We start from the raw sequence: 21,350 nt of genomic DNA, 5'->3' as shown, positions 1-21,350 counted from the left end.
CTCAATCATTAGTTGCGGTACAGCACTTTGATGATGTGGTAACCGAACTGGGTGTGCAGCGGGCCGGTTGGCTCCAGCACCGGGCAGGAGAACACCACTTTATCGAACGCGGGAACCATCTGGCCCTGACGGAATTCGCCCAAATGTCCGCCTTTTTTACCTGACGGGCAGATAGAGTGTTTCTTCGCCAGCTTTTCGAAATCGCCGCCGTTTTTGATCTGTTCCAGAAGATCCAGTGCCAGTTTCTCTTCTTTAACAAGGATATGCAGTGCTGCTGCGGTTTTTGCCATGATCGTGCCTTGAGTGAGGTTGTTGAGGCTGGCTATACTACCACGCGTTTATACACTTCGGTCTTCATTCTGCCTCGGCTTCAAGTTGCGCTTGCGGCTCAACTTATGCGAGGGCCTCGCACCGTGGGTGCCGCAGTAAGCTGCGTTAAATCTGTTCCCGGCAGATTCGTTATCCCGCCACTTACGTGTGTTAGCGGCTGAAGATTCACGGCCTGAATGGTTTTGTGTATATATTTCCCCTCCAGACTTTTCATTGAGTGATTTTTTTATGCGTTTAAACCCCGGACAACAACAAGCCGTCGAATTCGTCACCGGACCATGCCTGGTGCTGGCGGGAGCGGGATCCGGTAAAACACGCGTGATCACCAATAAAATTGCCCATTTGATCCGTGGCTGTGGCTATCAGGCGAAACATATCGCGGCGGTAACCTTTACCAACAAAGCGGCGCGCGAGATGAAAGAACGTGTTGCGCAGACGCTGGGGCGTAAGGAGGCGCGCGGGCTGATGATCTCTACGTTCCACACGCTGGGGCTGAATATCATCAAACGTGAGTTCGCCGCGTTGGGGATGAAATCTAACTTTTCCCTGTTTGACGACACCGATCAGGTCGCGTTGCTGAAAGATCTGACCGAAGGGCTAATCGACGATGACAAAGTGGTGTTGCAACAACTGATCTCCACGATCTCAAACTGGAAAAACGATCTGCTGACGCCGCCGCAGGCCGCTGCGCGCGCAAACGGCGAGCGCGATCGTATTTTTGCTCATTGCTACGGTCTGTACGACGCCCATATGAAGGCGTGTAACGTACTCGATTTTGACGACCTGATCCTGCTGCCGACGCTGCTATTGCAGCGCAACGAAGAGGTGCGCGAACGCTGGCAGAACAAGATCCGTTATCTGCTGGTGGACGAATATCAGGACACCAACACCAGTCAGTATGAGCTGGTAAAGCTGTTAGTGGGCCAGCGCGCGCGCTTCACCGTCGTGGGTGACGATGACCAGTCGATTTATTCGTGGCGCGGTGCGCGGCCGCAAAACCTGGTGCTGCTGAGCCAGGATTTCCCGGCATTGCAGGTGATTAAGCTGGAACAAAACTATCGCTCTTCCGGGCGCATCCTGAAAGCAGCGAATATCCTCATCGCCAACAACCCACACGTGTTTGAAAAGCGACTCTTTTCCGAGCTGGGTTATGGTACCGAGCTGAAAGTGCTCAGCGCCAACCACGAAGAACATGAAGCCGAACGCGTGACGGGTGAGCTGATTGCTCACCACTTCGTGAACAAAACCGCATACAAGGATTATGCGATCCTCTATCGCGGCAACCACCAGTCGCGCGTATTCGAAAAATTCCTGATGCAGAACCGCATCCCGTACAAGATTTCGGGCGGCACCTCGTTCTTTTCGCGCCCGGAAATCAAAGATCTGCTGGCTTATTTGCGGGTGCTGACCAATACGGATGATGACAGTGCGTTTCTGCGCATCGTGAATACGCCAAAGCGTGAAATTGGCTCGGCAACGCTGCAGAAGCTGGGCGAATGGGCAATGTTACGTAATAAGAGCCTGTTTGCTGCCAGCTTTGATGTTGGCCTGAATCAGACGCTGACCGGGCGCGGTTATGACGCGCTGACGCGTTTTACCCACTGGCTCGGTGAAGTTCAGCGTTTGTCGGAACGCGAGCCTATCGCGGCAGTGCGCGATTTAATTCACGGCATCGATTATGAGTCCTGGCTGTTCGAAACCTCCGCCAGCCCGAAAGCGGCAGAGATGCGCATGAAAAACGTCAACACGCTGTTCGGCTGGATGACGGAGATGCTGGAAGGCAGCGAACTGGACGAGCCGATGACGCTGGCGGAAGTCGTCACGCGCTTTACCCTGCGCGACATGATGGAGCGTGGCGAGAGTGACGACGAATCCGATCAGGTGCAGTTGATGACGTTGCACGCGTCTAAAGGCCTTGAATTTCCGTATGTTTTCCTTGTTGGTATGGAAGAGGGGTTATTGCCACACCAGAGCAGTATCGATGAAGATAACGTCGATGAAGAGCGGCGGCTGGCTTATGTGGGCATCACCCGTGCGCAGAAAGAGCTGATTTTTACCCTCTGCAAAGAACGTCGTCAGTATGGTGAGTTAGTCCGACCGGAACCGAGCCGCTTCCTGCTGGAATTACCGCAGGACGATCTGATTTGGGAGCAGGAACGCAAAGTGGTCAGTGCCGAAGAGCGCATGCATAAAGGTCAGGCCAACGTGGCGAATATTCGCGCGATGCTGGCAAAAGCGAAGGACAAATAAAAATCCACCTTCAGCGAAGGCGGCGTGGATTACTACTCCTGAAGTGCGGGTTGAAAACGTAAAAAGAGGTGTCTGCCCGCTCTGTAAGGTTGGATCCGGCAGCGCTGCTGAACGTTGGTTTTCAGCAAGTAATAAAAAAGCCCGCAGCGAGCGGGCTATATTCCGTATGAGAATTACTGGATTTCCAGCGACCAGTGCACATAACTCTGCCACTGGCTTTCCTGATCAATCAGTTCTGCGCCGAGTGGGTGACTCGCCAGCCACCCTTGCGGTAGCGTCAGCACCAGCTTCTCTCCCTGCGCGGTGACCGCAATTTCCGGCAGCAGATCATCGCGACGACGGCTGGCGAAAATAATGGCAAGACGAAGCAGGCGACAAAGATGTTCGGCTACGCGCGGTGGTACGGCATTTTGCTGATGCAACGATGAGAGATCGACCGCGTTCGTCTGATTAAGCAGCAGTGTCGCGAGCAGTTTCTTTTGCGCGGGGGTAAACCCAGGCAAATCGAGATTACGTACCAGCCATGCCGCGTGTAGCGGTGCTTGCTTAAACTCAATGCTCAAACCAATTTCATGCAGTTCGCTGGCAACTTTCAGAATTTCGATGCTGTAGGCATCTAATTCCCACACTTTAGCGACACCCTGCGCAAATCGTCCAGCCAGCGTTGTCACGCGACGGGATTGATCGGTATCGATAATAAAACGGCGTTGAATATTGCGCAGCGTGCGGCTACGAATGTCTTCATCTACCGCCAGGTGCAGCATGCCGTAGACCAGACCTTCGCGTAATGCGCCACCGGCCAGCGTCATGCTTTCAATATTCATTTCGGTGAAGATGGCGATAAGGATTGCCAGACCGCTCGGGAATACCAAAGCGCGTTCAAGCGTCAGGCCTTCGATTTCCAGCTCTTCAAGCCGCCCGCATTGTATGGCGCGCTGTTTAAGCTGCTGCAATTTAGCGAGGGTGATGCGCTCATCCATGCCCTGCGCCATCATGATTTCTTGCAGCGCCTGAACCGTACCCGATGCCCCGACGCAAACTTTCCAGCCATGGCGGCGAAGCTCATCGGCAACCGGGCGCAGCACCTCACGCGCAGCCTGTTCGGCGGCAGTGAAGTTTTCCTGCCCAAGATTTCGGTCGGTGAAAAAGCGCTCAAGCCAGGTGACACAGCCCATCGACAGGCTGAAAAGGGAGGTCGTTTGTGCACCGGTGCCGGTAACCAGCTCCGTGCTGGCGCCGCCAATATCAACCACCAGACGCTGATCCGCGCCACCTGTCGTGTGCGCAACGCCCTGATAAATCAGCCGCGCTTCTTCCTCGCCGCTAATGACCTGCACCGGGCAGCCGAGGATTTCTTGCGCTTTGTCGATAAATTCCTGCGCGTTAACCGCCAGGCGCAACGTGGCCGTTGCTACGACGCGGATTTGCTCCTGGGGAATATCCTGTAGACGTTCGGAAAACAGCCGCAGGCACTGCCAGCCTCGCTCCATCGCTTCCTGAGAAAGACGATTATCGGGGCTTAATCCTGCAGCCAGACGAACTTTACGTTTAATGCGAGAAAGCGTCTGAATGCTTCCCGCCACCTCGCGCACAACCAGCATATGAAAACTGTTAGATCCAAGATCAATAGCGGCATAGAGCGAGGCGGAACCAAGCATATTTTTAACCTGAACGACGACGATTACGTGGAGCGCCACCGCTGCGGCGCGGGCCGTTGCCAGAGCGTGAACGCGTCAGGCGTTTTGGCGGCGGCAGCTCGGTGAGCAGGGCATCCGGATCGTATTTGCTGACCGGAATCGAGTGCCCGATATAGGTCTCAATCGCCGGCAGGTTCAATGCGTACTCTTCACAGGCGAGGCTGATTGAGTGACCGCTGGCGCCAGCGCGACCGGTACGACCGATACGGTGAACGTAATCTTCACAATCATCCGGCAGGTCATAGTTAAAAACGTGCGTGACCGCAGGAATATGCAGACCACGTGCGGCAACGTCAGTCGCCACCAGAATGTCGAGATCGCCACGCGTGAATTCGTCGAGAATACGCAGGCGTTTTTTCTGCGCCACATCGCCGGTGAGCAAACCAACACGATGACCATCTGCGGCTAGGCTGCCCCAGATATCTTCACAGCGGTGTTTAGTATTAGCGAAGATAATGGCGCGATCCGGCCACTCTTCTTCGATCAACGTTTGCAGCAGACGCATTTTCTCGTCGTTGGACGGGTAGAAAAGCTCTTCTTTAATGCGGTGGCCCGTTTTTTGTTCCGGCTCCACTTCGACGTATTCAGCGTTATTCATCTGCTCAAATGCCAGCTCGCGCACCCGGTAGGACAGCGTGGCGGAGAAAAGCATGTTCAAACGTGAAGTCACGGGTGGCATGCGGCGGAACAACCAGCGGATATCTTTGATAAAGCCCAGATCGTACATACGATCTGCTTCGTCCAGCACCACGACCTGGATCGCGCCCAGGTTAATATGGTTCTGTTTGGTGTAATCGATCATTCGGCCCGTGGTGCCGATTAAAATATCGACGCCGCTTTCCAGCACTTTCAGCTGTTTGTCGTAGCCGTCACCGCCGTAAGCCAGACCCAGCTTCAGGCCAGTCGCCTGCGCCAGCGGTTCTGCATCGGCGTGAATTTGTACCGCCAGTTCACGTGTCGGCGCCATAATAATTGCGCGCGGCTGGTTCACTTTACGGTCTTCGATTGCCGGGTGAGAGAGAAGATAATGAAACGTTGACGTTAAAAACGCCATCGTTTTGCCGGTACCGGTTTGCGCCTGACCTGCAACATCACGGCCCGCCAGCGTCAGCGGAAGAGCCAGGGCCTGAATAGGCGTGCAATTATGAAACCCTTTTTTTTCAAGGGCTTCGATCACTTTTGGGTGCAGGGCGAAGTCGGAAAACTTCTGTTCTGTTAAATGTGTTTTGCTCATAGTGTGGTAGAATATCAGCTTACTATTGCTTTACGAAAGCGTATCCGGTGAAATAAAGTCAACCTTTAGTTGGTTATTGTGGCATCAACACGTTGCTGTTTTATGCTACACCAACATGCCAGGCTTATTCCTGTGGAGTTATATATGAGCGATAAAATTATTCACCTGACTGACGATAGTTTTGACACGGATGTACTCAAAGCGGACGGGCTTGTGCTCGTTGATTTCTGGGCAGAGTGGTGTGGACCGTGTAAAATGATCGCCCCGATTCTGGATGAAGTCGCTGATGAGTACGAAGGCAAGCTGACCATTGCGAAGCTGAACATTGACCAGAATCCAGGCACTGCGCCGAAATACGGCATCCGTGGTATCCCGACCCTGCTGCTGTTTAAAAACGGCGAAGTGGCAGCAACCAAAGTTGGTGCCTTGTCTAAAGGCCAACTGAAAGAGTTCCTGGACGCCAACCTGGCGTAACCCCAGACTCTGCCGGCGTGCCAGCAGTCCTAATTTTTTTGGATCGCTGGACGCCCGGCTTCAGCCGTGCTAATTTAGTTTTGACTTCGTTTTGAACATACCTTTAGTTGTTTGAATCTAGCATTACCCCGATACTTCCCGCAGAGCAACACCATCGCGAGTGAAGTCGACAGATTCCGGGCTTATCACTTATTCCGTCTTATCGTTTCAGTTCTGCGTACTTTCCTGTGACCAGGCACCGATCAGACATAAGTTGATGGCCGTTAACAGGCATGGATGACCCTGCCATACCATTCACAACATTAAGTTCGAGATCTACCCCGAGTTTAAGAACCCACACCATTATGAATCTTACCGAATTAAAGAATACGCCGGTTTCTGAGCTGATCACTCTCGGCGAAAATATGGGGCTGGAAAACCTGGCCCGTATGCGCAAACAGGACATCATTTTCGCCATCCTGAAGCAGCACGCGAAGAGTGGCGAAGATATCTTTGGCGATGGCGTGCTGGAGATTCTGCAGGATGGATTTGGTTTCCTCCGCTCCGCAGACAGCTCCTACCTCGCCGGCCCTGACGACATCTACGTATCCCCCAGCCAAATCCGCCGTTTCAACCTCCGCACTGGTGACACCATTTCAGGTAAGATTCGCCCGCCTAAAGAAGGTGAACGTTACTTTGCATTGCTGAAAGTTAACGAGGTGAACTTCGATAAGCCGGAAAACGCGCGCAATAAGATTCTGTTCGAAAACTTAACGCCGCTGCACGCGAACTCTCGTCTGCGTATGGAACGTGGTAATGGCTCGACGGAAGACTTAACCGCACGCGTACTGGATCTGGCGTCGCCGATCGGTCGTGGTCAGCGTGGTCTGATTGTTGCACCGCCAAAAGCCGGTAAAACCATGCTGCTGCAGAACATCGCGCAGAGCATTGCTTACAACCATCCAGACTGTGTGCTGATGGTGCTGTTGATTGACGAACGCCCGGAAGAAGTGACCGAAATGCAACGTCTGGTTAAAGGTGAAGTGGTTGCTTCTACCTTTGACGAACCGGCTTCCCGCCACGTGCAGGTTGCAGAAATGGTTATCGAGAAGGCCAAGCGCCTGGTCGAGCACAAGAAAGACGTTATCATTCTGCTGGACTCCATCACTCGCCTGGCACGTGCTTACAACACCGTTGTTCCGGCTTCCGGCAAGGTGTTGACCGGTGGTGTCGACGCGAACGCCCTGCATCGCCCGAAACGCTTCTTCGGTGCCGCGCGTAACGTGGAAGAGGGCGGCAGCCTGACCATTATTGCGACCGCGCTGATTGATACCGGTTCGAAAATGGACGAAGTGATTTACGAAGAGTTTAAAGGCACCGGTAACATGGAACTGCACCTCTCGCGTAAAATTGCTGAAAAACGTGTCTTCCCGGCGATTGATTACAACCGTTCCGGTACGCGTAAAGAAGAGCTGCTCACTACGCAGGAAGAGCTGCAGAAAATGTGGATCCTGCGCAAAATCATTCACCCGATGGGTGAGATCGACGCGATGGAGTTCCTCATTAACAAGCTGGCAATGACGAAGACGAATGATGAGTTCTTCGACATGATGAAGCGCTCTTAATATAAATAAACCTCGGAAACGCCACGTTTTTACGTGGCGTTTTTTATTTGCGAGCTATACGCTATATGCACTGGGACAGGCATTGTCCGAGGCCGACCGCTCAAGAGTGATAGATAAATCTGTTGAATATCTCGTTCGGTTGAAAAACAGACAATAAAGCTTGTAAACGACCTGCTTTCTCATTTTATAGAGCATGGCAACGTCGTTATACTGCCAGGATTAACATTCGCTGAGAGCATCCATTGTGAATTTACTCACTGCGTGTACTGAATTATTCAGTATTTTCTTGTTCACAACCGTCTTTTTGTTTTTTGCTCGTAAAATAGCAAGATATATCGGACTGGTGGACAAACCCAACTATCGTAAACGGCATCAGGGATTGATCCCTCTTGTTGGGGGAATTTCAGTATTCGCAGGCGTCTGCTTTACGTTTGGTATCACAGATTATTACATTCCCCATGCTGCCCTCTATCTCTGTTGCGCCGGTGTTTTGGTCTTTGTCGGTGCGCTGGACGATCGATTCGATATTAGTGTAAAAATCCGTGCTGCTGTCCAGGCATTGATCGCCATTATTATGATGGTCGTCGGCAAACTTTATCTCAGCAGCCTCGGCTATATTTTTGGCTCATGGGAAATGGTGTTAGGTCCTTTCGGCTACATACTGACATTATTTGCTATATGGGCAGCAATCAACGCGTTCAATATGGTTGATGGCATTGATGGTCTACTGGGCGGGCTTTCCTGCGTTTCGTTTGCTGCGATCGGCTTCATTTTATGGTTTGACGGGCAATTCAGCCTTGCGCTGTGGTGTTTCGCCATGATCGCCGCGATAATTCCTTACATCTTATTGAATCTGGGTATTCTGGGACGTCGCTACAAAGTTTTTATGGGCGACGCCGGAAGTACGCTTATCGGTTTTACCGTTATTTGGATTTTGCTGGAAACGACGCAGGGCCAAACACACCCGATCAGCCCGGTTACGGCTTTATGGATCATCGCCATTCCTTTAATGGATATGGTGGCCATCATGTATCGCCGTTTACGCAAAGGGATGAGTCCTTTTTCGCCGGATCGCCAGCATATTCATCATCTGATCATGCGCGCAGGGTTTACTTCTCGTCAGGCCTTTGTGCTGATTACTCTTGCCGCCGCTGTGCTGGCCAGCATCGGCGTTGCCGCAGAATATCTCCGCCTCACCCCGGAATGGGTGATGTTGGCACTGTTTTTGCTAGCGTTCTTTTTGTATGGCTACTGTATTAAGCGCGCATGGAAAGTGGCGCGCTTTATCAAGCGAGTTAAACGCAGAATACGCCGTAATAGCGTTTCTAAATCAACACTAACCAAGTAAATCCGGGAAAGCGATGATTCAACCAGCGTCAGGAACACCTTCAACGGGTACGGAAAACGAACTGGATATCCGGGGTTTATTCCGTACTTTGTGGGCAGGAAAATTATGGATCGCGGGAATAGCACTGCTGTTTGCTTTGCTCGCCTTAGTCTGGACTTTCTTTGCGACCCAGGAATGGGGAGCCACCGCAGTTACCGACCGCCCCACCGTCAATATGCTGGGAGGTTATTACTCCCAACAACAGTTCCTGCGTAACCTGGACGACAAAGCTAACCAGACACCAACCGATCAGGTATCGGTAATGGATGAGGCGTACAAAGAGTTTATTATGCAACTCGCCTCGTGGGATACGCGCCGCGATTTCTGGTCGCAAACGGATTACTACAAACAGCGCCTGGTGGGTAACAGCAAAGCGGATGCGGCGACGCTCGACGAACTCATCAATAACATCCAGTACACGCCAGGAGATGTTGTCCGCAACCTTAACGACAACGTTAAGTTAATTGCTGAAACCGCGCCAGATGCCAACAACCTGCTGCGTCAGTATGTCGCGTTTGCCAGCCAGCGTGCCGCCAGCCATCTTAATGATGAGCTGAAAGGTGCCTGGGCCGCGCGTACCATTCAGATGAAAGCGCAGGTGAAACGTCAGGAAGAAGTGGCAAAGGCTATTTATAACCGCCGTCTGCATAATGTCCAGCAAGCGCTAAAAATCGCCGAACAGCACAATATCTCTCATAACGAAACAGAGGTTCCACCGGACGAATTGCCGGATTCAGAACTGTTTATGCTGGGTCGCCCAATGCTGCAAGCGCGGCTGGAAAATCTGCAAGCGGTAGGGCCGCAGTTCGATCTGGACTATGATCAAAACCGGGCAATGCTGAATACGCTTAACGTCGGTCCGACACTTGATCCCCGTTTTCAGACATATCGTTATTTGCGTACGCCGGAAGAACCGGTAAAACGCGACAGCCCGCGTCGTGCTTTCCTGATGATCATGTGGGGAATTGTCGGTGCGCTAATCGGGTCGGGTATTGCATTAACGCGCCGCCGTTCGAACTAAACGCCGTCCGAGATGAAGGCATGATGCCTTCATCCTCTAATCGAAGAGAATCGTTGTGAAAGTACTTACCGTATTTGGCACGAGGCCAGAAGCCATCAAAATGGCTCCGCTGGTACATGCGCTGGCAAAGGATCCAGACTTTGAAGCAAGAGTTTGCGTCACTGCGCAGCATCGGGAGATGCTTGATCAGGTGTTAACGCTCTTCTCGATTGTTCCGGATTACGATCTAAACATTATGCGGCCAGGGCAAGGGCTTACGGAGATTACCTGCGGCATTCTTGAAGGATTAAAGCCAATCCTTGAATCCTTCCGCCCCGATGTGGTGCTGGTGCATGGCGACACGACAACGACGATTGCGGCGAGCCTTGCCGCATTTTATCAGCGTATTCCTGTCGGGCATGTTGAAGCGGGCCTGCGTACTGGCGATCTCTCTTCGCCATGGCCAGAAGAGGCAAACCGCACATTGACCGGCCACCTGGCGATGTATCACTTTGCGCCGACGGAAAACTCCCGCCGCAATTTACGCCGTGAGAATGTTGCGGATAACCGCATTTTTGTTACCGGCAACACCGTTATTGATGCGCTTTTCTGGGTGCGCGACAGCGTGATGAACAACCCTTCGCGCTACGAGGCGCTGGCGGCGCGTTATCCGTTCCTTAATAGAGATAAAAAACTCATTCTTGTCACCGGACATCGCCGCGAGAGTTTTGGTCGTGGTTTTGAACAAATTTGCCATGCGCTGGCGGATATCGCCGCGCAACATGATGATGTGCAAATTGTCTATCCGGTCCATCTGAACCCCAATGTCAGCGAGCCAGTAAACCGAATTCTTGGCCACGTCGAGAACGTTACCCTGATAGAACCCCAGGATTACCTGCCGTTTTTGTGGTTGATGAATCATGCCTGGCTGATCCTGACGGATTCGGGTGGCATACAGGAAGAAGCGCCTTCTCTCGGCAAGCCGGTGCTGGTGATGCGTGATACCACCGAACGCCCGGAAGCCGTCGATGCGGGCACGGTTAAACTGGTTGGCACGGATCGCCAGCGCATTGTGGAAGAGGTCTCGCGCCTGCTTCATGACAACGATGCCTGGCAGGCGATGAGCCGCGCGCACAACCCTTATGGTGACGGGCTGGCCTGTGGCCGCATTTTGCACGCACTTAAAAATAATCGGGTAACACTATGAGCTTTAAAACCATTTCCGTTATTGGCCTGGGCTATATTGGTCTGCCTACCGCAGCAGCGTTTGCGTCACGGCAGAAGCAGGTTGTTGGTGTCGATATCAACGCCCATGCGGTGGAAACCATTAACCGTGGCGAAATCCATATCGTCGAGCCGGAACTGGGAAATGTAGTGAAATCGGCGGTAAACGGCGGTTATCTTCGCGCGAGCACCACACCTGTCGTCGCAGATGCTTACTTGATCGCCGTGCCAACGCCGTTTAAAGGCGAGCACGAGCCGGATATGGCCTATGTTGAGGCGGCGGCTAAATCCATCGCGCCAGTGCTCGGCAAAGGCGCGTTAGTGATCCTTGAGTCAACCTCACCGGTAGGGGCAACAGAACAGATGGCGCAGTGGCTTGCCGAAGCGCGCCCGGATCTCACTTTCCCGCAGCAGGCGGGTGAAAACGCCGACATTAATATCGCCTACTGCCCGGAGCGCGTGCTGCCGGGGCAAGTGATGGTTGAGCTGATTAAAAATGACCGCGTGATTGGCGGGATGACGCCGGTTTGTTCGGCGCGTGCCAGCGAGCTGTACAACATTTTCCTTGAAGGCGAATGCGTGGTGACCAACTCGCGCACCGCTGAAATGTGCAAACTTACCGAAAACAGTTTCCGCGATGTCAACATTGCGTTTGCCAACGAACTGTCGCTGATTTGCGCCGATCAGGGGATCAACGTTTGGGAGTTGATTCGCCTGGCGAACCGCCATCCGCGCGTCAATATTCTCCAGCCGGGTCCGGGCGTTGGCGGACACTGTATCGCCGTTGATCCGTGGTTTATTGTCGCGCAAAATCCGCAGCAGTCGCGGCTTATCCGCACCGCGCGTGAAGTTAACGACTTTAAGCCGCACTGGGTGTTGAGTCAGGTTAAAGCGATGGTTGCTGATTGTCTGACGACCAGCGGCAAGCGCGCCAGTGAAATCAAAATCGCCTGTTTCGGGCTGGCCTTTAAGCCCAATATTGATGATTTGCGTGAAAGTCCGGCAATGGAAATTGCCCTCGATATCGCACAGTGGCACAGCGGTGAAACGCTGGTGGTGGAACCGAATATTCATCAACTGCCGGCTAAATTCGCCGGACACGCCACGCTGGTAAAAACCCATGATGCGCTGGCGCAGGCTGATGTGCTGGTGATGCTGGTTGATCATAACGAGTTTAAAGCGGTGGAGAGCACCAGCATTGGCCAGCAGTTCGTTGTTGATACCAAAGGTGTCTGGCGTTAAGCGAGCGTGCATAAAGGAAACAGCATGAATATTCACGGTACGGTAGAAGAGCTGACCTGGGAAAGTCGCTTTTTTAGTTTGCGTAGCGCGATTGTTCGCCTGCAACCCTCTGCTCCTGCGCTGACCCGCGCGGATTTCGCTAATTGGGAGCGTGTGCAGGTGAAACTGCCGGCATCGCAGCCCGGGATGCTGGATGCGTTGCAGCAGCTCGGTTTTCAACTGGTTGAAGGCGAGATCGACCTCTCGCTGGCGGTAGAGGAACAGGGCGTCGATCCGGCGGCTGAAGTGGCAACACTTGCGGATATCCCTGTGCTACGCCAGATGGCAGCCGAAATCTTTGTGCAGAGCCGGTTCCGCGCACCCTGGTATCCAGCAGAGGCGAGCGGGCGTTTTTATGCGCAATGGATTGAAAACGCGGTAAAAGGCGAGTTTGACCATCAATGCCTGGTCTTCCGTAATGTGCATGGCGCTATCGCGGGCTTTGTCTCGCTGCGCCAGCTCAACGAACAGGAAGTCCGTATTGGTCTGCTGGCCGGGCGCGGTATGGGCGAAAAATTAATGCAGGCGGCGTGCCACTGGGCGCGCCAGCGCGAGCTAAAACGTGTGTGGGTAGCGACTCAGCTTGGGAACACTGCCGCACTTAAACGCTATATTCAGAGCGGGGCGAATATTGAAAGCACCGCCTTGTGGCTATACAGGTGACTCTATGATCCCCTTTAACGCTCCACCAGTGGTGGGAACGGAACTCGACTACATGCAGTCGGCGATGGGTAGCGGTAAGTTGTGCGGCGATGGCGGTTTTACCCGCCGCTGTCAGCAGTGGATGGAGCAGCGTTTTCACAGCGCGAAAGTCTTACTGACGCCTTCCTGCACTGCCTCGCTGGAGATGGCAGCGCTGCTGCTGGATATCCAGCCTGGCGATGAAGTGATCATGCCGAGCTATACCTTCGTTTCGACCGCCAATGCGTTTGTACTACGCGGTGCGAAAATCGTCTTTGTTGATATCCGCCCGGATACCATGAACATTGATGAAACGCAGATCGAAGCCGCCATCACCGAAAATACTCGCGCCATTGTGCCGGTGCATTATGCGGGTGTCGCCTGCGAAATGGATACCATTATGGCGATTGCCAAACACCATAATTTGTACGTGGTGGAAGATGCCGCACAGGGCGTGATGTCGACCTATAAAGGGCGGGCGCTGGGCACCATCGGCCATATTGGTTGCTTTAGTTTCCATGAAACCAAAAACTACACTGCCGGCGGCGAAGGCGGTGCGACGCTGATTAACGATCGCGCGCTGGTAGAGCGGGCAGAGGTTATTCGTGAGAAAGGCACTAACCGCAGCCAGTTTTTCCGTGGGCAGGTGGATAAATACACCTGGCGGGATATCGGTTCCAGCTATCTGATGGCGGATCTCCAGGCGGCCTATTTATGGGCGCAACTGGAAGCGGCAGAACGCATCAACCAGCAGCGCCTGGCGCTGTGGCAAACCTATTACGACGCGTTAAAACCGCTGGCGCGCGCGGGTCGCATTGAGCTGCCCTCGATCCCTGCGGAGTGCAGCCATAATGCGCATATGTTTTATATCAAGCTGCGCGATGAAGCCGACCGCAGTGCGCTGATTGCCTTCCTGAAAGAAGCGGAAATCCTCGCGGTGTTCCACTATATCCCGCTGCATGCTTCACCAGCCGGTGAAAAATTCGGCGAATTCCACGGGGAAGATCGTTACACCACACAAGAAAGTGAGCGTTTGCTTCGTCTGCCGCTGTTCTACAACCTGGCACCGGTTAATCAGCGCACCGTTATCAACACGCTTCTGAGCTACTTCAACTGACATGTCGCTGGCAAAAGCATCGATATGGACGGCCGCCAGCACGCTGGTCAAGATTGGCGCGGGCTTGCTGGTGGTCAAACTGCTTGCGGTGGCGTTTGGCCCGTCAGGGGTCGGGCAGGCGGGGAATTTCCGCCAGCTTATCACCGTGCTGGGTGTACTGGCAGGCGCCGGGATTTTTAACGGCGTAACGAAATTTGTCGCGCAATACCATGGCGATCCTGCCCGTTTGCGCGTTGCTGTGGGCACGTCGTCCGCGATGGTGCTGGGCTTTTCGACGCTGCTGGCGCTGATTTTCCTGCTGGCGGCAGCACCCATCAGCCAGGGGTTATTCGGGCATAAAGATTATCAGGGGCTGGTGCGTCTGGTGGCGCTGGTGCAGATGGGCATTGCATGGGCCAACCTGCTGCTGGCGGTGATGAAAGGGTTTCGCGACGCAGCAAGTAACGCACTCTCTCTGATTATCGGTAGCGTGATCGGCGTACTGGCGTGGTTTCTCTGCTTCAAACTGGGCGGCTATCAGGGCGCGTTGCTGGGAATGGCGCTGGTTCCGGCGCTGGTGGTTATCCCGGCAATGTTCATGCTGATGCTGCGTGGCAGTGTTCCGCTGGCGTACTTTGCGCCGAAATGGGACAACGGATTAGCGGGACAGTTAAGCAAATTTACGCTAATGGCGCTGATCACCTCGGCGACCATGCCGCTCGCTTACGTGATGATGCGAAACCAACTGGCGGCACATTACAGCTGGGATGACGTGGGGATCTGGCAAGGGGTCAGCAGTATCTCCGATGCTTATCTGCAATTTATCACCGCCTCGTTCAGCGTTTATCTGTTGCCAACATTGTCCAGATTGACCACAAAAGCAGAGATCTCGCGTGAAATCGTTAAATCGCTGCGTTTTGTGTTACCGGCGGTAGCGGCAGTAAGCCTTTGCGTCTGGTTGCTACGCGATGTGGCGATTTGGCTGCTGTTTTCCGACAAATTCACGGCGATGCGCGATCTGTTCGCCTGGCAGCTGGTAGGGGATGTATTGAAAGTGGGCGCTTACGTATTTGGTTATTTGGTTATCGCCAAAGCGTCGCTGCGCTTTTATATTCTGGCGGAAGTGAGCCAGTTCGCGCTGTTAACGCTCTTTTCGCGCGTGCTTATCCCGGCGCATGGCGCTATCGGCGCGGCGCAGGCCTATATGGCGACCTACATTTGTTATTTTGCCGCTTGTTGCGGCGCTTTTTTGATTTGGCGTAAGAAGGCATGACTGCACTGATTCACGTACTGGGATCGGATATCCCACACCATAACCAGACTGTTCTGCGGTTTTTTAACGAAAACCTTGCGGCTTCGGGCGCGTATGCCCGTGAATTTATGGTTGTTGGCTGCGACGAAGGGCAACGCGCGGCGTATCCGGAATTAACGCTGCACTTCTATGCCGATAAAAACGCGCTGGCAAAGGCCGTTGTCGCGCGCGCAAAAGCCGATCGCCAGCAACGCTTTTTCTTTCACGGTCAGTTCAACTTCGGCCTGTGGCTGGCGTTATTGCGCGGTGCTATCAGGCGCGAACAGTTCTACTGGCATGCCTGGGGCGCCGATCTGTATGAAGTGTCGCGCAGCCTCAAATTCCGTCTTTTTTATCCGCTGCGCCGTTTAGCGCAACGCCGGGTGGGCTGCATTTTTGCTACCCGTGGCGATCTGGCTTGGTTCGGGCAACGTAACCCTGGCGTGCGCGGCGAGCTGCTCTATTTCCCAACGCGTATGGATCCGGCGCTGAATACCATGGCGCACGAACTGCAACGGGAAGGCAAACTGACGATTCTGGTGGGTAACTCCGGCGACCCGAGCAACGAGCATATTGCTGCATTGCGAGCGATTCACCGCCAGTTTGGCGACACGGTGAATATCATTGTACCGATGGGGTATCCGGCGAATAACGACAGCTATATCACCGCGGTCCGCAACGCCGGTCTGGCGCTATTTAGCGCAGATAACTTGCGTATTCTGAGCGAAAAAATGGACTTTGACGCCTATCTGGCACTGCTGGCGCAATGCGATTTAGGTTACTTTATTTTCGCCCGTCAGCAGGGGATTGGCACGCTCTGCTTACTGATTCAGGCTGGCGTTCCCTGCGTACTGAACCGGGAGAATCCGTTCTGGCGCGATATGGTGGCAGAAGATATTCCGGTGTTGTTTACCAGCGATGCGCTAAGCGAAGCGGTGATCCGCGAAGCTCGGCGGCAGCTGGTGGCAGTGGATAAGCATGCCATTACGTTCTTTAGCCCGAATTACATTACGCTTTGGCATAAAACGCTGCGTATGGCTGCGGGGATCGTCGGATGAGCCCACTTGAGTTTTGCGGACTGTTTATCATCTGGCTGCTGGCGACGCTGTTTATCGCCACGCTGACCTGGTTTGAATTCCGCCGTGTGCGGTTTAATTTTAACGTTTTCTTTTCGCTGCTGTTTCTGCTGACCTTTTTCTTTGGTTTTCCGCTGACCTGCGTGCTGGTGTTCCGTTTTAACGTCGCCGTGGCACCGCCGGGAATTATGATGCAGTCATTGCTGGCGGCTGCATGTTTCTATGGCATCTATTACGTGACGTACAAAACGCGGTTGCGGGCGAAAGCCGAACAGGTGACACGTCGCCCTCTGTTCACTATTAACCGGGTGGAAGCGCATCTGACATGGGTGGTGCTGATGATCATCGCGCTGGTGAGCGTGGGGATCTTCTTTATGCACAACGGCTTCCTGTTATTCCGCTTGCACTCCTATAGTCAGATCTTCTCCAGCGAAGTGTCCGGCGTCGCGTTAAAACGTTTCTTCTACTTCTTTATTCCGGCGATGCTGGTGGTCTACTTCCTGCGTCAGAGTGTGCAGGCGTGGCTGTTCTTTCTGGTCAGCACCGTAGCGTTTGGCCTGCTAACCTACATGATTGTTGGCGGTACGCGCGCCAATATCATTATCGCGTTCGCGATTTTCCTGTTTATCGGCATTATTCGCGGCTGGATTTCGCTCTGGATGCTGGCGGCAGCGGGCGTGCTGGGGATTGTCGGTATGTTCTGGCTGGCGCTGAAACGCTATGGCTTAAATGTCAGCGGCGACGAAGCGTTTTACACCTTTTTATACCTGACGCGCGACACCTTCTCGCCGTGGGAAAACTTGTCGCTGCTGTTGCAAAACTACGACAAGATTGATTTTCAGGGGCTGGCGCCGATTGTGCGCGACTTCTACGTGTTTATCCCTTCCTGGTTATGGCCTTCGCGGCCTGGCATTGTGCTCAACACGGCGAACTACTTCACCTGGGAAGTGCTGAACAATCACTCCGGGCTGGCAATTTCGCCCACGCTGATTGGTTCGTTAGTGGTGATGGGCGGCGCGTGGTTTATCCCGCTGGGTGCGGTGGTGGTAGGCCTGATCATTAAATGGTTCGACTGGTTATATACTTTAGGAAACCGGGAAACCAACCGTTATAAAGCCGCGATTCTTCATAGTTTCTGCTTTGGCGCTATTTTCAACATGATTGTGCTGGCGCGCGAAGGGCTGGATGCGTTTGCCTCGCGGGTGGTGTTCTTCCTTGCTATTTTCGGCTTCTGCCTGCTGATGGCGAAACTGCTGTACTGGCTGTTTGACAGTGCAGGACTTATACATCGCCGCGATACGCGCGTAGTAAAACCCCTCTCCCAGGTGTGAAAAGGATTTAACATGACGGATAAGACGGCAGCGCCGCTGTATGACCTGCGCGGTCTGAAACTGGTTGGCTGGCGTGATATGCAACACGCGCTGGATTTTCTCTGTGCGGATGGGCAAATCAGGCAGGGCACGCTGGTGGCGATCAACGCGGAGAAAATGTTGACGCTGGAAGATGACGCGCAAGTTCGCGCGTTGATTGAGGCGGCGGAATATAAATACGCCGATGGCATCAGCGTCGTGCGATCGCTGCGCAAGAAATTCCCGCAGGCGCAGGTTTCTCGCGTTGCGGGGGCCGATCTCTGGGAACAACTGATGGCACGGGCAGGAAAAACGGGCACACCGGTGTTTCTGGTCGGTGGCAAACCTGAAGTGCTGGCACAAACAGAGCAGAAACTGCGTGCGCAATGGCAGGTGAATATTGTGGGAAGCCAGGACGGCTACTTTAGTCCGGCGCAGCGACAAGCGCTGTTTGAGCGGATCCGCGATAGCGGGGCGAAAATCGTCACCGTCGCAATGGGCTCGCCAAAACAGGAGATTTTTATGCGCGACTGCCGTGCTGTCTGGCCGGATGCGCTGTATATGGGCGTGGGCGGCACTTACGATGTCTTTACCGGCCATGTTAAGCGCGCGCCGAAACTCTGGCAGAAATCAGGGCTGGAGTGGCTGTATCGCTTATTGTCGCAACCGACGCGGCTGAAACGCCAGTTACGCTTGCTGCGTTATCTGCGCTGGCACTACAGCGGAAAACTCTGACTCTCCCCCGGCGGCGTAATGCGCTGCCTTTTTCCTTCCTGTTGCTGTTTTATTGTGCATTACACCTGTTTTTTTTATACATCGTTTGCCATTTTCCTCATTTTAAGAAACCATTCGCTCACTCATTGCAGTGCCGTGGTGTTTTTTGCGCCAACCATTTCCGGGTCGGTGCAGCATGGCCTGTTATGAGCTGAGGAAAAACTCATAACAATAACCCGCAGAGCGGGCAAAGAAAGAAGCAAACACAACAGAGGATTTATGGCCGAAAACAAACCAGAGCTTCAGCGTGGTCTGGAGTCTCGTCACATCGAATTAATTGCCCTCGGGGGCACCATAGGCGTAGGCCTGTTTATGGGGGCTGCCAGTACGCTGAAATGGGCAGGCCCGTCGGTATTGCTGGCGTATATTATCGCCGGGATTTTCGTCTTCTTTATTATGCGCTCGATGGGCGAGATGCTGTTTCTGGAGCCGGTCGCCGGGTCTTTCGCGGTTTATGCGCATCGCTATATGAGCCCGTTTTTTGGCTATCTCACCGCCTGGTCCTATTGGTTTATGTGGATGGCGGTTGGCATCTCGGAAATCACCGCGATTGGCGTGTATGTCCAGTTCTGGTTCCCGGATCTTGCACAGTGGATACCCGCGCTGATTGCGGTGGGGCTGGTCGCCCTGGCCAACCTGGCTGCAGTGCGTTTGTATGGTGAAATTGAATTCTGGTTTGCGATGATCAAAGTCACCACCATTATCGTGATGATTGTCGTGGGCCTGGGCGTGATTTTCTTCGGCTTTGGTAATGGTGGTCACTCTATCGGTTTTGGCAACCTGACCGAACATGGCGGTTTCTTTGCCGGCGGCTGGAAGGGCTTTTTAACCGCGCTCTGTATCGTTGTGGCCTCATACCAGGGTGTCGAGTTGATTGGTATCACCGCAGGTGAAGCGAAAAATCCGCAAGTAACGCTGCGTAGCGCAGTCAGCAAGGTGCTGTGGCGCATTCTGATTTTCTATGTGGGTGCCATTTTTGTCATTGTTACCATCTTCCCGTGGAATGAAATTGGCACCAATGGCAGCCCGTTTGTGCTGACCTTTGCCAAAATCGGTATCACCGCGGCGGCAGGTATCATTAACTTTGTTGTGCTGACGGCGGCGCTGTCCGGTTGTAACAGCGGTATGTATAGCTGTGGTCGTATGCTTTACGCGCTGGCGAAGAACCGCCAGTTGCCGGCGGCGGTGGCGAAAGTGTCCAAAAGCGGCGTTCCGGCGATGGGCGTGACCATTTCCATTATTATTCTGCTGGTCGGCTCCTGCCTGAATTACGTGATTCCGAACCCACAGCGGGTGTTTGTTTACGTGTACAGCGCCAGCGTGTTGCCAGGCATGGTGCCGTGGTTCGTGATTTTGATTAGTCAGTTGCGTTTCCGTAAAGCCCATAAAGAAGCGATTGCCAGCCATCCGTTCCGCTCAATGCTGTTCCCGTGGGCAAACTGGTTAACCATGGCATTTCTGATTTGCGTGCTGGTGGGGATGGGCTTCAACGATGACACGCGTATGTCGCTGTTTGTCGGCATTATCTTCCTCGCTGCGGTAACGGTGGCGTATAAGGTATTTGGCTTCCATCGGCATGCTGTGACGCAACGGGTGGGTGAATAAGAGGCAAAATGCGCAAAGCATAACCAAACGCGCATTTTCTTTAAAAAAAGCACTAGACAGCCGCGCCCGAAGTCCGTACTATCCACCCCCGCAACGGCGCTACGCGCCCGTAGCTCAGCTGGATAGAGCGCTGCCCTCCGGAGGCAGAGGTCTCAGGTTCGAATCCTGTCGGGCGCGCCATTTAAACCCGGCGCTTGAGCTGCGGTGGTTCGTGAAATATCACGATACCGCGTGAACAGATTTACAGTGGTGGCTATAGCTCAGTTGGTAGAGCCCTGGATTGTGATTCCAGTTGTCGTGGGTTCGAGTCCCATTAGCCACCCCATTATTTTGCAGTACAAGTTTCGTGGAATGCGAAGGTGGCGGAATTGGTAGACGCGCTAGCTTCAGGTGTTAGTGTCCTTAGGATGTGGGGGTTCGAGTCCCCCCCCTCGCACCACAACTTAGATTGAACAAAAAATTCAAAAAGCAGTAAAACGGCGAGTAGCGCAGCTTGGTAGCGCAACTGGTTTGGGACCAGTGGGTCGGAGGTTCGAATCCTCTCTCGCCGACCAATTTTGAACCCCGCGTAAGCGGGGTTTTTTGTTTTTATCTTTCCTGCCCACTTATTCCGCTTCTGCATTGCGCGTCTTTCCATCCCTTTTTTGCCTGTGTTGCTCGTGGACGACAATCTGCATCTGGCGTGTCGCTTAACGGTGACATGTAATCCTATGATTTTAAATAGCTATAGTAATTAGCCTGCTATTTGTCGCTATGCAGCGACACTTTGGCTTTAAGGAAAGACGGTTAAGCCGTGGTGGCGGGGCAAGAAACGCTGAATTTACTGATATTTTAAAAGTTTGCGCTCTGTAACATTAGTTAATGCAGTTATGGCACGGTATGTGCAATAATATACGCGTAGATGCTCATTCCATCTCTTATGTTCGCCTTCAGGCCTCATAAACTCAGGAATGATGCAGAGCCGTTTACGGTGCTTATCGTCCACAGACAGATGTCG

At 53.4% G+C, this 21,350-nt stretch carries 17 protein-coding genes and 4 tRNA genes; 18 read left to right on the top strand and 3 right to left on the bottom strand.

What is annotated here, in order from left to right; genetic code table 11:
* Positions 1-8: 8 nt before the first annotated feature.
* Complete coding sequence (gene ppiC, locus DFO56_RS23425) at positions 9-290, bottom strand: peptidylprolyl isomerase PpiC (RefSeq protein ID WP_001140255.1); 282 nt, start codon at positions 288-290, stop codon at positions 9-11.
* Positions 291-558: 268 nt separating this feature from the next.
* Here ppiC and rep point away from each other — a divergent pair, with 268 nt between their 5' ends.
* On the top strand, positions 559-2,580 hold the full coding sequence (rep, locus tag DFO56_RS23420) for a DNA helicase Rep (RefSeq protein ID WP_045512916.1): 2,022 nt from the start codon (positions 559-561) through the stop codon (positions 2,578-2,580).
* Between the two features lie 173 nt (positions 2,581-2,753).
* Here rep and gppA read toward each other — a convergent pair whose 3' ends face one another.
* Positions 2,754-4,238, bottom strand: a complete 1,485-nt coding sequence (gppA, locus tag DFO56_RS23415) for a guanosine-5'-triphosphate,3'-diphosphate diphosphatase (protein ID WP_020455996.1) — start codon at positions 4,236-4,238, stop codon at positions 2,754-2,756.
* A 4-nt stretch (positions 4,239-4,242) separates the two neighbouring features.
* A complete protein-coding gene (gene rhlB / locus DFO56_RS23410) occupies positions 4,243-5,511 on the bottom strand; it encodes an ATP-dependent RNA helicase RhlB (RefSeq protein WP_020455997.1) in 1,269 nt (422 codons plus the stop codon).
* Between the two features lie 144 nt (positions 5,512-5,655).
* Between rhlB and trxA the strand changes: the two genes are divergently transcribed.
* The 17 genes from trxA (at position 5,656) to DFO56_RS23325 (ending at position 20,907) form a co-directional block, all read left to right on the top strand.
* Positions 5,656-5,985: a thioredoxin TrxA gene (gene trxA / locus DFO56_RS23405; RefSeq protein ID WP_017459713.1), complete on the top strand. Its 330-nt coding sequence runs from the start codon at positions 5,656-5,658 to the stop codon at positions 5,983-5,985.
* A 344-nt stretch (positions 5,986-6,329) separates the two neighbouring features.
* Positions 6,330-7,589 carry a transcription termination factor Rho gene (gene rho, locus DFO56_RS23400; protein ID WP_004386383.1) on the top strand — a complete coding sequence of 420 codons (1,260 nt, stop codon included), beginning with the start codon at positions 6,330-6,332 and terminating at the stop codon, positions 7,587-7,589.
* Positions 7,590-7,833: 244 nt separating this feature from the next.
* Positions 7,834-8,937: a UDP-N-acetylglucosamine--undecaprenyl-phosphate N-acetylglucosaminephosphotransferase gene (gene wecA / locus DFO56_RS23395; RefSeq protein ID WP_045512920.1), complete on the top strand. Its 1,104-nt coding sequence runs from the start codon at positions 7,834-7,836 to the stop codon at positions 8,935-8,937.
* A gap of 13 nt (positions 8,938-8,950) precedes the next feature.
* Entirely contained in the window at positions 8,951-9,997 is a 1,047-nt protein-coding gene (gene wzzE, locus DFO56_RS23390) for an ECA polysaccharide chain length modulation protein (RefSeq protein ID WP_045512922.1), read from the top strand.
* 55 nt (positions 9,998-10,052) lie between these two features.
* Positions 10,053-11,183 carry a non-hydrolyzing UDP-N-acetylglucosamine 2-epimerase gene (gene wecB / locus DFO56_RS23385; protein ID WP_072051658.1) on the top strand — a complete coding sequence of 377 codons (1,131 nt, stop codon included), beginning with the start codon at positions 10,053-10,055 and terminating at the stop codon, positions 11,181-11,183.
* Positions 11,180-12,442: a UDP-N-acetyl-D-mannosamine dehydrogenase gene (gene wecC / locus DFO56_RS23380; protein WP_045512926.1), complete on the top strand. Its 1,263-nt coding sequence runs from the start codon at positions 11,180-11,182 to the stop codon at positions 12,440-12,442. The genes wecB and wecC overlap by 4 nt, the downstream gene beginning before the upstream one ends.
* A 24-nt stretch (positions 12,443-12,466) precedes the next feature.
* Positions 12,467-13,144: a dTDP-4-amino-4,6-dideoxy-D-galactose acyltransferase gene (rffC, locus tag DFO56_RS23375; protein WP_045512928.1), complete on the top strand. Its 678-nt coding sequence runs from the start codon at positions 12,467-12,469 to the stop codon at positions 13,142-13,144.
* Between the two features lie 4 nt (positions 13,145-13,148).
* Complete coding sequence (gene rffA, locus DFO56_RS23370) at positions 13,149-14,279, top strand: dTDP-4-amino-4,6-dideoxygalactose transaminase (protein WP_045512930.1); 1,131 nt, start codon at positions 13,149-13,151, stop codon at positions 14,277-14,279.
* Position 14,280: 1 nt separating this feature from the next.
* Positions 14,281-15,531, top strand: coding sequence for a lipid III flippase WzxE (gene wzxE / locus DFO56_RS23365; protein ID WP_045512932.1), 1,251 nt, complete (start codon positions 14,281-14,283; stop codon positions 15,529-15,531).
* Positions 15,528-16,607: a TDP-N-acetylfucosamine:lipid II N-acetylfucosaminyltransferase gene (locus DFO56_RS23360; protein WP_045512933.1), complete on the top strand. Its 1,080-nt coding sequence runs from the start codon at positions 15,528-15,530 to the stop codon at positions 16,605-16,607. The genes wzxE and DFO56_RS23360 overlap by 4 nt, the downstream gene beginning before the upstream one ends.
* A complete protein-coding gene (wzyE, locus tag DFO56_RS23355; protein ID WP_045512935.1) occupies positions 16,604-17,956 on the top strand; it encodes an ECA oligosaccharide polymerase in 1,353 nt (450 codons plus the stop codon). Before DFO56_RS23360 ends, wzyE begins: the two co-directional genes overlap by 4 nt.
* Positions 17,957-17,968: 12 nt before the next feature.
* Complete coding sequence (gene wecG / locus DFO56_RS23350; protein ID WP_020456007.1) at positions 17,969-18,709, top strand: lipopolysaccharide N-acetylmannosaminouronosyltransferase; 741 nt, start codon at positions 17,969-17,971, stop codon at positions 18,707-18,709.
* Between the two features lie 258 nt (positions 18,710-18,967).
* Entirely contained in the window at positions 18,968-20,353 is a 1,386-nt protein-coding gene (locus DFO56_RS23345) for an amino acid permease (RefSeq protein WP_017459724.1), read from the top strand.
* Positions 20,354-20,456: 103 nt separating this feature from the next.
* A tRNA-Arg gene (locus DFO56_RS23340) sits at positions 20,457-20,533 on the top strand.
* A gap of 69 nt (positions 20,534-20,602) precedes the next feature.
* Positions 20,603-20,678: transfer RNA gene (locus DFO56_RS23335), tRNA-His, on the top strand.
* Between the two features lie 28 nt (positions 20,679-20,706).
* Positions 20,707-20,792, top strand: a tRNA-Leu gene (locus DFO56_RS23330).
* Positions 20,793-20,830: 38 nt separating this feature from the next.
* Positions 20,831-20,907: transfer RNA gene (locus DFO56_RS23325), tRNA-Pro, on the top strand.
* Positions 20,908-21,350: the final 443 nt, after the last annotated feature.

Origin of the sequence: Kosakonia sp. AG348 (assembly GCF_003337365.1) — a bacterium.
In the GTDB taxonomy this organism is placed as follows: Bacteria; Pseudomonadota; Gammaproteobacteria; order Enterobacterales; family Enterobacteriaceae; genus Kosakonia.
Note: the sequence above shows the minus strand (reverse complement) of the source record. Positions and strands in the feature narration are given on the sequence as shown.

Coding starts and splice junctions, on each gene's coding strand:
- trxA (WP_017459713.1), top strand. CDS start 5,656: ATGAGCGATAAAATTATTCACCTGACTGACGATAGTTTTGACACGGAT.
- wzzE (WP_045512922.1), top strand. CDS start 8,951: ATGATTCAACCAGCGTCAGGAACACCTTCAACGGGTACGGAAAACGAA.
- wzyE (WP_045512935.1), top strand. CDS start 16,604: ATGAGCCCACTTGAGTTTTGCGGACTGTTTATCATCTGGCTGCTGGCG.
- wecC (WP_045512926.1), top strand. CDS start 11,180: ATGAGCTTTAAAACCATTTCCGTTATTGGCCTGGGCTATATTGGTCTG.
- ppiC (WP_001140255.1), bottom strand. CDS start 290: ATGGCAAAAACCGCAGCAGCACTGCATATCCTTGTTAAAGAAGAGAAA.
- rhlB (WP_020455997.1), bottom strand. CDS start 5,511: ATGAGCAAAACACATTTAACAGAACAGAAGTTTTCCGACTTCGCCCTG.
- rho (WP_004386383.1), top strand. CDS start 6,330: ATGAATCTTACCGAATTAAAGAATACGCCGGTTTCTGAGCTGATCACT.
- DFO56_RS23360 (WP_045512933.1), top strand. CDS start 15,528: ATGACTGCACTGATTCACGTACTGGGATCGGATATCCCACACCATAAC.
- DFO56_RS23345 (WP_017459724.1), top strand. CDS start 18,968: ATGGCCGAAAACAAACCAGAGCTTCAGCGTGGTCTGGAGTCTCGTCAC.
- rffA (WP_045512930.1), top strand. CDS start 13,149: ATGATCCCCTTTAACGCTCCACCAGTGGTGGGAACGGAACTCGACTAC.
- rffC (WP_045512928.1), top strand. CDS start 12,467: ATGAATATTCACGGTACGGTAGAAGAGCTGACCTGGGAAAGTCGCTTT.
- gppA (WP_020455996.1), bottom strand. CDS start 4,238: ATGCTTGGTTCCGCCTCGCTCTATGCCGCTATTGATCTTGGATCTAAC.
- wzxE (WP_045512932.1), top strand. CDS start 14,281: ATGTCGCTGGCAAAAGCATCGATATGGACGGCCGCCAGCACGCTGGTC.
- wecG (WP_020456007.1), top strand. CDS start 17,969: ATGACGGATAAGACGGCAGCGCCGCTGTATGACCTGCGCGGTCTGAAA.
- rep (WP_045512916.1), top strand. CDS start 559: ATGCGTTTAAACCCCGGACAACAACAAGCCGTCGAATTCGTCACCGGA.